The 10,757-nt window shown below is 66.6% G+C and carries 8 protein-coding genes and 1 other RNA gene; all 9 read left to right on the plus strand.

From position 1 onward, the window contains the following. Positions 1-54: 54 nt before the first annotated feature. Complete coding sequence (locus MUO23_06535; GenBank protein MCJ7512613.1) at positions 55-1,482, plus strand: FAD binding domain-containing protein; 1,428 nt, start codon at positions 55-57, stop codon at positions 1,480-1,482. Between the two features lie 22 nt (positions 1,483-1,504). Next, on the plus strand, positions 1,505-1,879 hold the full coding sequence (locus tag MUO23_06540) for a hypothetical protein (protein ID MCJ7512614.1): 375 nt from the start codon (positions 1,505-1,507) through the stop codon (positions 1,877-1,879). An 8-nt stretch (positions 1,880-1,887) separates the two neighbouring features. Beyond that, positions 1,888-3,633, plus strand: a complete 1,746-nt coding sequence (locus MUO23_06545; GenBank protein ID MCJ7512615.1) for a hypothetical protein — start codon at positions 1,888-1,890, stop codon at positions 3,631-3,633. Positions 3,634-3,641: 8 nt separating this feature from the next. After that, positions 3,642-5,861, plus strand: a complete 2,220-nt coding sequence (locus MUO23_06550) for a xanthine dehydrogenase family protein molybdopterin-binding subunit (protein MCJ7512616.1) — start codon at positions 3,642-3,644, stop codon at positions 5,859-5,861. Then, complete coding sequence (yqeB, locus tag MUO23_06555) at positions 5,861-6,676, plus strand: selenium-dependent molybdenum cofactor biosynthesis protein YqeB (protein MCJ7512617.1); 816 nt, start codon at positions 5,861-5,863, stop codon at positions 6,674-6,676. Before MUO23_06550 ends, yqeB begins: the two co-directional genes overlap by 1 nt. A 1-nt stretch (position 6,677) precedes the next feature. Beyond that, positions 6,678-8,015, plus strand: a complete 1,338-nt coding sequence (gene yqeC / locus MUO23_06560; protein MCJ7512618.1) for a selenium cofactor biosynthesis protein YqeC — start codon at positions 6,678-6,680, stop codon at positions 8,013-8,015. Between the two features lie 227 nt (positions 8,016-8,242). Then, complete coding sequence (gene aspS, locus MUO23_06565; protein MCJ7512619.1) at positions 8,243-10,009, plus strand: aspartate--tRNA ligase; 1,767 nt, start codon at positions 8,243-8,245, stop codon at positions 10,007-10,009. A 91-nt stretch (positions 10,010-10,100) separates the two neighbouring features. Then, positions 10,101-10,276: non-coding RNA, 6S RNA (gene ssrS / locus MUO23_06570), on the plus strand. 296 nt (positions 10,277-10,572) lie between these two features. Then, on the plus strand, positions 10,573-10,757 hold a 185-nt coding region (locus MUO23_06575), incomplete at its 3' end, for a DNA recombination/repair protein RecA (GenBank protein MCJ7512620.1).

Genomic DNA, 10,757 nt, shown 5'->3' on the forward strand with positions numbered 1-10,757 from the left:
GTATCCTCGGCTGAAGGATCCGAGCCGCCTGACCAATAGGATGGGATCAGGACGATGACCTGGAAGACGTACTACACTCCCCGCAGCTTGGAAGAGGCGCTCTCGCGCCTGGCCGAGGCGCCTGGCGAGAGGCGCCTGGTCGCCGGCGCCACGGATCTGATGCTCGAGATCGAACGCGGCCTCCGCCGGGGCGTCGTAGCGCTGATCGACATCACGCGAATCCCGGGGCTCGACGAGATCCGCCTGGACGACCAGGGCTGGATCCGGCTGGGCCCGCTGGTCACCCACAATCAGGTTGCGGGCTCCGAGCTGATCCGGCGGCGAGCGTTTGCGCTTGCCCGAGCCTGCTGGGAGGTCGGCGCGCCGCAGATCCGCACTCGGGCGACCGTCGCCGGCAACCTGATCACAGCCTCCCCGGCCAACGACACGATTCCTCCCCTGATGGCGCTCGAGGCCCGCCTGCGCCTGGCTTCTTCGGCTGGGGAGCGCACGGTGGACCTGCGGGAGTTCTACACCGGTGTGCGCAAGACGGTGATGCGGCCGGACGAGATGCTGGTCGAGATCGCCTTCCCAGCGCCTCCACCCGAGGCGCGTAGTTCGTTCCTGAAGCTCGGCTTGCGCCGGGCACAGGCGATCTCGGTCGTGAATGCCGCGGTGGTTCTGGAGATGTCGGGCGCGGTTGTGCGCCGCGCGGCGATTGCCCTGGGTGCGGTGGCGCCTATCGTCGCTCGGGCTGAGGCGGCGGAAACCTGGCTGAAGGGAAGAACCCTGGACGAAGCCGCAATCGGCGAGGCCGCCCACCTTGCACTCCAGGCGGCAACCCCCATCGACGACCTGCGCGCCTCCGCCGCCTATCGGCGCCGCATGGTCGAGGTCTGCGTCCGACGCTGTTTGCAGACCCTCGCCCGCAAGCAGGAGCGGGACGGGTATCCCGACCATCCGGTGATGCTGGCGACGGGACCAACCCGCTTGTCGACCCCGATCCAGGCCTCTTTCCGCCACCAGGCCGGCGACGAGATCCGCACTTTGATTAACGGCAAGCCCTATGTGTTCACCACCGGCCACGACAAGTCGCTGCTGCGTTTGCTGCGCGAGGAGGCCGGGCTGATCGGAACCAAAGAGGGCTGCGCCGAGGGCGAGTGCGGCGCCTGCTCGGTGTTCTTGGACGGGGTTGCCGTGATGGCCTGCATGGTCCCTGCGCCGCGGGCGCACAACGCCGCGATCGAGACCGTCGAGGGCCTGGCCCAGGATGGTGAGCTCCACCCCCTGCAACGGGCGTTCATCGAAGAGGGCGCGGTCCAGTGCGGATACTGCACGCCGGGTTTCATCATGGCTGGGGTAAAACTCCTGGAGGAACGGACCAATCCGAGCCCGCTCGACATCCAACAGGCATTCGCCGGCAACCTTTGCCGATGTACCGGGTACTACAGCATCATCTCCGCCGTGGAACGAGCTGCGCAATTGATGGCGGAACCGAAGTAGCCTGTCAGGCCGGAGGATCACGATGGGGCGAGACAGCTGGCGCTATGCCCAACATGAACGTGAACGTGAGATTCGCAAACGGCAGAATCCGATGTTGCGCGGTGTGGGATGCCTGGTAGTTGTGATCTTTGGCTTGCTTGCCTACTTCTTCTCGGGGTGGTTCCTGCAGGCGAATTCTGTCAACGCTTGGATCTACCTGCCGCTGGAGATCATCCTGCCTCCGGAGCAGCTCCCCTGGATTCCGCCGGGATTCCTGGTGCGGCTGGTGATCGCGGTCATGTTCATGGTCGCCAGCTACGGGTTGCTGAGCCTGGCGTATGCTGTCCTGTTTCCGATCAAGCCTGGTGAGACCGATTTCCCGAAGCCGCCCCGGCCGCCCAAGAAGAAGACCCGCTAGGGCCAGCCATGGATCGAACCGTTCCCCGCACGGGCTCGGAGGAAATCGAGCTCTACATCCGGACGTACTACTCCCTGCTGCGGTCGTCGGCGGAGGCCCAGCTGCGCACGCTGGAGGAGACCCACGCCGCCATGGGCTCCTCCCTTCATCCTGGCGTCCAGAGCCCGCAGCCGGACATGTCGGCTTTCATCTACTGTTCGCTTCGCCTGCCGGATTGCATCCTCGACGTTGAGCGCGTGATCCTGGGGCAGACGGAGGCAGTCTTCCAGCTGAATGGGGTCGGCGATGTGGGTGCCTGGAGTCCGGTAGCCGCGCGGGCGAGGCGGCGTCGTTGTTACTTCGACGGCCGCAACACGCTGGCGTGCCTGATCGCCAGCGGCACCGACATCGATGACATCATCCCGATCCTGACCGCCTTCCAGATGGAATGGAACAAGCTGAACTCGGTGCTGCAAGGCGAGCAGGTGCGGGCCTTTCTGCAGTCTTCCCAGGACGATGAGAAAGGGCTCTCGACGTTTGCCGATGGCATCGGTGTCGGAAGGGACGATCTGTCACGCCTGCGCCAGGTGTGGGGTGCGCGCTTCTGGCAGCTGCTGCGGGCGATCGCCGCCGGGCGCAAGCGGATGCGCGTCCGCCTGCTGGCGGGATCGCTCACCGATTACCGCAAGGCGACCCAGCTGTGGTGGGATGCCGTACTCGACCAGGCTCCCGATCTCACACGCAGGCCGGTGTATTTCGTCTCGAGCAATCCGCACAGCCTGGTGAACCTGGTGAGCGGCTTCGCCCCGCGGCATGAAGCCGAGCTTGTCGAGGTACTGCATTGGCCTCGCAACGCCGATCTGCTGGCGGAATGGCGCGAAATCGAATCCCGCAACGTTCCCTCCAGTCGCGAGAACCTGCTCTACTACGTACAGAAGAAGCACATGGCGACCCCGGAGGCCCAGGCGCTGGCGGAGCAGCGCTCGCTGGACGAAGCAGCCTGCGGCATCCGCCGCTTCGATAGCCAGCACGGGCTGGACTCGGAAGTCCAGGTGATCCAGCTGGACCAGGTCCGCCCGGAATGGGTTGATCCGAGGCTGCGCCTGCCCGGCCTAGATGCCCTGCGGCGAAGCGAGGCCGTGATCATCAACATTGACTACCCGCTGGGCATGGCCGCCTATCTGATCCTGACGTACATCGCAAGCCGGGCAAGCCGGCTGCTGGGGGTGTACGCCATGGGCAAGGCTGCCACGCTGAACGGCGTGATCGGTGACGTGATGATCTCTTCGGTCGTGCACGATGAGCAGTCGCAGAACACTTACCTGCTGGACAACTGCTTCAGCGCGGCCGACCTTGGCGAAGACCTCGTCTACGGCACGGTGATTGACAATCAGAAGACCGTCAGCGTTCGCGGTACTTTCCTCCAGACGCCACGCTACATGGACGTCTTCTACCGTGAGGGCTATACCGTGATTGAGATGGAGGCCGGCCCCTACCTGTCGGCGATCTACGAGCTCTGGCGCCCGAAGCGCTACCCCTCGAACGAGATCGTCGACATGCATCACCTTCCGTTTGATGTGGGTTTCCTGCATTACGCTTCCGACACCCCGCTCAGCAAAGGCCGGAACCTGGGAGCCGGAGCCCTTTCGTACTTTGGCATGGACCCGACCTATTCCACGAGCCTAGCGATCCTGAAGCGCATCTTCTCACTGGAGATCTCGCGCCTGCAAGGCGCCGGCGACGACAGACCGGGGGAAGCGGTGGTCCGGCGGTGAGGGGAACCATGACCGCGGTTGGAGCCTCGGCCTATCGCGTAGATGCGGTGGGAAAGGTGACGGGCAGCGCCTTGTACCCCGGGGATCTCAGCCGGCCGGACCAGGCGTGGATGAAGATCCTGTTCGCCGGCCGGCCGCACGCCATCGTGCACAGCATTGACACGTCTGAAGCCGAGGCCGGCCCGGGTGTGCTGGCCGTGCTGACGGCCAAGGATGTGCCGGTCAACGAATACGGGCTGATCGTGCCGGACCAGCCCGTGCTGTGCGGACCAGGTTCGTCCAAAGCGGGCGGCGACCGAGTACGCTTCGTTGGCGACCAGGTGGCACTAGTGGTGGCCGAGACGGAAGCCCAGGCAGCCGAGGCCCTCAAGCGCATTCGAGTCGAGTATCACGACCTGCCTGCCTTGCTGGATCCGGTGGAGGCGATGCGGCCCGAGGCGGTGCGAGTCCACCCCGAGCTGGAAAGCAACGTCTTCGGACATTTCCGCATCCGCAAGGGCGACGTCGATCGGGCGTTGGCCGCCGCCGATGTCGTGATCGAAGCAGAGTACCGCACGCCGGCTCAGGAGCATGCCTACCTGCAGCCCGAAGCCGGGCTGGCCTACGTCGCCGAAGACGGCCGAGTGACGGTCGAGGTCGGTGGACAGTGGGTGCACGAAGACCGGGAGCAAATCGCCCACGCCCTGGGGCTGCCCGAAGACCAGGTGAGGGTGATCTACCCGGCGATCGGCGGCGCGTTTGGGGGCCGGGAGGACATGTCGGTCCAGATCGTCCTGGCGCTGGCCGCCTGGCGGTTGCACCAGCGTGGGATCCGCCGCCCGGTCAAGATCATCTGGTCCAGGGAAGAATCGATTGTGGGCCACCACAAGCGTCACCCATTTGTCCTCCGCGCCCGGTGGGGCGCCACGGCCGCGGGACAGGTGGTGGCTGCGCGCTGTGAGGTCATTCAGGACGGCGGCGCCTATGCCTACACCTCGACCAAGGTCCTCGGCAATGCCACGTTGATGTGCACCGGGCCGTACGAGATCGAGAACGTCTCGGTGGACTCGTATTCGGTGTACACCAATCATCTGCCCAACGGCGCCTTCCGCGGTTTCGGAGGGCCGCAGGCGGCGTACGCCGCCGAATGTCAGATGAACAAACTTGCCGAGCGGCTGGGGCTCGATCCGGTCGAGATCCGGCGCCGAAACCTCCTGCAGGAAGGCTCCTTGCTTTCCGTCGGCAGTCCGCTGCCGGCAGGTGTGACGATCGCCAAGGTGGTCGAGACCTGCGCGGCTACGGCCGGCTGGAGGGCGTCCTCGGCAGGCTGGAAGGGGCCGAAGACCCGGCCGGCTGCCGAAAGCCATCTGCGGCGGGGGATCGGGTTCGCATGCGCCTACAAGAACGTCGGCTTCTCCTTCGGGGCGCCGGAGCAGTGTATGGCGACGATTGAGCTGCGCGGCGGGGCGGAGATCGAGGAGGCGTTTCTGTACCACGCCGCGGCAGAGGTCGGGCAGGGTGCCCACACGGTGCTGGCGCAGATGGCTGCCCAGGCGCTCAACCTGCCGGTCGAGCGAGTGCGCCTGGTGACCGCCGACACGGCTCAGACCGGAAACTCGGGCTCGGTTTCAGCGTCGCGCATGACGTTCATGGCCGGCAACGCCATCCGCGGAGCGGCCCAGGCGGCCCTCGAACGCTGGCAGGCCGAGGACCGACCGGCGCGCGCATCTTACCGGTATGTCCCTCCCGCGACCACCGCCTTCGATCCTCAGACCGGGCGCTGCGATCCAAACTTCGCCTATGGCTATGTCGCCGAGGCGGTCACGGTCGAGGTCGACATCGAAACCGGCGCCCTCAGAATCCTAGACGTGGTCTGTGCCGATGATGTAGGCAAGGCGATCAACCCTCAGGCCGTGCGCGGGCAGATCGAGGGCGCCATCGTCCAGGCACAGGGGTATGCCATGCTCGAGAACTTCCAGCAGCCCGGCGGATACGTGCAGACCGCCCACCTGTCGACCTACCTGATCCCTACGATCCTCGACATCCCGGACCGGGTGCGAAGCGTGGTTCTGGAGGAAGCCGATCCGCGCGGGCCGTGGGGGGCGCGGGGCATGGGCGAGATGCCCTACCTTCCCCTGACACCCGCCGTTGTGGCCGCCGTTCACGACGCCACTGGGGTGTGGTTCGATTCGTTCCCCCTGACGCCCGAGCGCGTGCTCAGCGGGCTGCAGGCCTCCGCCGCGGCGTGATGGACCCCGCACCATTCATCCTGCTGCGGGGCGGAGGGGACCTGGCCAGTGGCGTGGCGGTACGTCTGTTCCGCTGCGGGTTCCGCCTGCTGATCACCGAACTGCCGCAGCCACGCGCCATCCGACGGCTGGTGTCCTTCGCCCAGGCGGTGTACGCTGGAAGTGCGCAGGTCGAAGGGATTACGGCCACTCTGATCGGAGAGGCACAGGCGGCGTTTCAGGCCGCCTCGGAGGGGGAGATCCCGGTCCTGGTCGATCCGGCCGCCGACGTGCGGCGCAGCCTGAAATTTGCGGCAATCGTCGATGGACGGATGCGCAAACAACCTCCCGAGATCGGCCTGGAGGCCGCACCGGTCATGATCGGGTTGGGCCCCGGGTTCACCGCCGGCATCGACTGCCATGCGGTGGTGGAAACGCAGCGCGGGCACCGTTTAGGCCGGGTGATCTGGCAAGGCCCGGCTGCGCCTGACACTGGCCAGCCGGGCATGATCGCCGGCCAGGCTGAAGGGCGCCTCCTGCGAGCGCCGGGCGAGGGGCGCATACAGGCAAGGGTCCCGTTGGGCTCGTCAGTTGCTGCCGGCCAGACCGTGGCCGAGATCGGCCCCCATCAGGTCGTGGCGCCCTTCGCCGGAGTGGTCCGCGGCCTGCTGCACGATGGCCTTCTCGTCGCCGCCGGTGAGAAGATCGGCGATGTGGATCCGCGCGGGAAGCCCGAGTACTGCCGCGAGGTCTCCGACAAGGCGCTGGCAGTGGCTGGGGGCGTGCTGGAGGCCCTATTGACTCAGCCCGAGATTCGGCTGGCACTCCGAGGCTGACGTGCGGCTCAGCGAGGCGCTGCGCATCTCCCCCAGAGTCTCGTGCGCCTTCGTCGGCGCCGGCGGCAAGTCCGCTCTGATGGGGCGAGTTGCTGCGGAGCTGGCCGGCGACATGCCCATCGTGCTGAGCACCACCACCCGGATCGCCCTGCACCAGCGCCAACTGGCGACGAACCACTTGATCCTGCAGGACAAGCTTGAGCTCGCCACACTCCGCCCGTTCCTGGAGGGCCCCGGCACGATCCTGCTCACCGGACGAGTGGCGCCGGGGGAGCCGAAGTGGCTCGGGCTGGATCCCGCCATCCTCGAAGGGGTCCGGAAGATGGTCAGCCAAGCCGGAGGGGTGCTGCTGATCGAGGCCGACGGCGCCAAAGGGCGCTCGCTCAAGGCCCCAGCCGATCACGAGCCGGCGATCCCGCCCTTCACCGATCTAGTTGTCGTGGTCGCCGGGATGGACGCCGTCGGCCAGCCGATCCGCTCGGACTCGGTCCACCGCCCGGAGCGAGTCGCCGCCCTGCTGGGCGCAGACGAGAGCGAGATCCTTACGCCGGCGGCCATCGGACTGCTCCTGGCATCGGCAGAGGGTGGCCTGCAGTCCGTTCCGCGTGCGGCGGAAGTCCGGGTGACCCTCAACAAGGTGGAGGACGATTCGTCTGAGGCCGATGCCCGGCAGGTAGCCGCCCAGGTCCTCAAGGAAAGCCGGGTGCGGGCCGCGGTGCTGGCATCCGCCTTGGGAGCACAGGCCGTGCGGTCCGTCATCGGCCGCGTGCCCGGGGTAGTTCTTGCGGCCGGGGGCTCACGGCGGATAGGGCGGTCGAAGCAGCTGATCCCATGGAAAGGCAAACCGCTGGTCTGGCACGCAGTGCAGACCGCCCGGCGCGCCGGGCTGGATCCGTTGGTCGTCGTGGTCGGGCCGGACTCGGCCGGGGTCAGGCAAGCCCTGAGCGATCAGCCCGTCGTGTTTGTCGAGAACCCAAGCTGGGCGCAAGGGCAAAGCACTTCGGTGCAAGCCGGGCTGCGATCGGTCGAGCGCGTCGCCGAAGCTGTGGTCTTCCTCCTGTGCGACACGCCGTTGGTGACACCGGAGCTCATTCAGGGGCTGATCGGGGAACACCAGCAGACGCTCACCCCGATCGTCGCTCCCCGGATCGAAGGCCGCTGGGCGAATCCGGTGCTGTTTGACCGGGTGACCTTCGAGGCGTTCGCCGCCCTGCGCGGCGACATCGGCGGGCGGGAGCTGTTCGAACGCTTCCGCATGGCAGGCATCTCCGCCGATCCGCGCATCGGCCTGGATATCGACACCTCGGCCGATCTGCGCAAGCTGGAGAGCGGCGGTTGATGGAATGCATCCTGAGCGATTTCCGCAGGTCGTCGAGATCCACCATGCTATAATCCGGCGAAATCGCCGGGGTGCATTTTCCCCGCCTGGCGCAACCCTCGTCGGCGTCGGCTGACCCGCTGGCACCGGGTACAGGCGCTGAACGGCCGCGCGGGACCGTGTGGAATCACCCGCCGCCCGCAGTCTGCGGACTTGGGCGGCGTTGTGCTTGTCCTGGTGGAGGCAGCATGCTGAAGACACGAACCTGTGGCGACCTGCGACCGGAACACGTCGGGCAGACGGTCCAGCTGGCGGGCTGGGTGCATCGCCGCCGCGACCACGGCGGCCTGACCTTTCTGGATCTGCGCGACCGCTGGGGCCTGGTCCAGGTCGTGACCAATCCCGAGGTCTCGCCCGAGGCACACCAGGCGGCGGTAGCGGTGCGCCCGGAGTGGGTGCTGCAGGTCGAGGGCTTGGTGCGGCGCCGGCCTGAGGGGATGGAGAATTCGGACCTGCCGACGGGTGCCGTGGAGGTCGACGTCCGCAGCCTGCGTGTCCTGAATCCGGCCAAGACCCCGCCGTTCGCCATCAACGAAGAGACCGCCGTCGACGAGACGGTGCGCCTCAAGTACCGTTATCTGGATCTGCGGCGTGAGCGGATGCGCAGGAACCTCGAGCTGCGTCACCATGTGGTCAAGTACATTCGGGACTCCCTGTCTGCCAGGGGCTTCCTCGAAGTCGAGACCCCGATGCTGTTCAAGACGACCCCCGAAGGCGCCCGTGACTACCTGGTACCCTCGCGGCTGTATCCTGGGGAGTTCTATGCGCTGCCGCAGTCACCGCAGCAGCTGAAGCAGTTGCTGATGGTGGCTGGAGTGGAGCGCTACTTCCAGATCGCCCGCTGCTTCCGCGACGAAGACCAGCGCGGCGATCGCCAGCCCGAGTTCACCCAGCTGGATCTGGAAATGTCGTTCGTCGAGCGCGACGACATTCTGGCCCTGATTGAGGAGATGTTTACCGGCATGGTGGATGCGCTCGTGCCGGAGAAGCGCCTGCTGGCGCGGCCGTGGCCGCGCCTGACCTATGCCGAGGCCCTGCGGCGCTTCGGCAAGGATAACCCCGATCTGCGGTTCGGCCTCGAGCTGTGCGACGTCAGCGACCTGGCGGCGGGATCAGGCTTCCAGGTCTTCGAGCGCGCCGTCCAGCAGGGCGGCAGCGTGCAGGGGATCAACGCCCGAGGCTGCGGCAAATACAGCCGCAAAGAGCTAGACGAGCTGACTCAGTTCGTAGCTCAGTACGGCGCCAAGGGCCTGGCCTACCTGGCGGTGGCCGATGCCGGCGAACATCGCTCCTCCTTCTCGAAATTCCTGACGGCCGGGGCTCAACAGGCGCTGCTCGACCGGATGCAGGCGGAGGCGGGGGATCTGCTCCTGTTTGTCGCTGATCAGCCGGCTGTGGCCTACGAGGCCCTCGGTCGCCTGCGGGTGCTCCTGGGCGACCGCCTTGGGCTGCGCGATGAGAACGTGCTCGCCTTCTGTTGGGTGCTTGACTTCCCCTTCTTCACTTGGAATGCGGACGAAAAGCGCTGGGATCCCAGCCACCATCCGTTCACTTCGCCCATGTTGGAGGATATCCCGCTGCTGGATACGGATCCGGGGCGAGCCCGGGGACAGCAGTATGACCTGGTCGTGAACGACTACGAGGTCGGGGGCGGTTCGATCCGGATCCACGACCGCGGGCTGCAGGAGAAGGTCTTCGCTCTGATTGGCCTGGAGCCCGAGGTGATCCAGAGCCGGTTCGGGCACTTGCTGGAAGCCTTTGAGTTCGGGACGCCGCCTCACGGTGGCATCGCACCCGGCATCGATCGGCTGTGCATGATCCTCTCGGGGGAGCCCAACATCCGCGAGGTGATCGCGTTTCCGAAGAACCAGGCCGCCCGGGATGTGATGGGTGGGGCGCCCTCGGCGGTTGACCCCGGCCAGCTGAAAGACCTGCATCTGCGGCTGATCGAATAGGCGGCGACCGGGCCCCGCCCGATGCCCGGCCGGCGGTATTGCCCCTTGACAGGCCGGATTGTCATCCTCGGGCACTCATGGTATACACGGGGTGTCCCTGCTGTGTGCGTGATGCCGCACACCGTATTGAGCCAACACTTACCAAATGGGGCTCGCACTTCAATGGGGCGACGCGATAGGCCTGAGCCAAGGCGGAACCCCGGAGCAGAGCCCTGCCTGCAACAGCAGGTTCACATACCGGGCTGCACACGGCATAGTGGGGCGTTCTTGTTGCCGGCGATAGGGATTATCCTTCGCCGGCTACTTGATTCATAGGGTCCTGGACCCCGGCAACCCCACCCGCCAGGGTCCCGACTGTTGCAGGGACGAGCGTCAGGCAGTTGAAGAGCCGATCGTGCCATGCTCTCCGGCGACGACCGCCGCAGGGGCGCCGATGCCGCAGGTCAGTCACCGTCGCGCGACGGCAGGCGACACCGTTGTGCACCCCGCCCGTGGACCCGGATTCTTGCCTTGCAGCGTGAGTTCTGCTAAACTCGTTCGATACCCTTCCACCGAGGTCCAGGATGCCGACCGATCGTGATAAGGCCCTCGAAGCCGCTTTCGCCCAGATCCGCAAGCAGTACGGGGAGGGGGCGGTGATGCGGCTGGGGGAGGCGCGGCATCTGGCGGTGGAGGTGATTCCGACGGGGTCGTTGGCGCTGGACCTGGCGCTGGGGGTCGGGGGGATACCGCGGGGGCGGGTGACGGA

The sequence above is a fragment of the Anaerolineales bacterium genome, from assembly GCA_022866145.1.
Taxonomy (GTDB): domain Bacteria; phylum Chloroflexota; class Anaerolineae; order Anaerolineales; family E44-bin32; genus PFL42.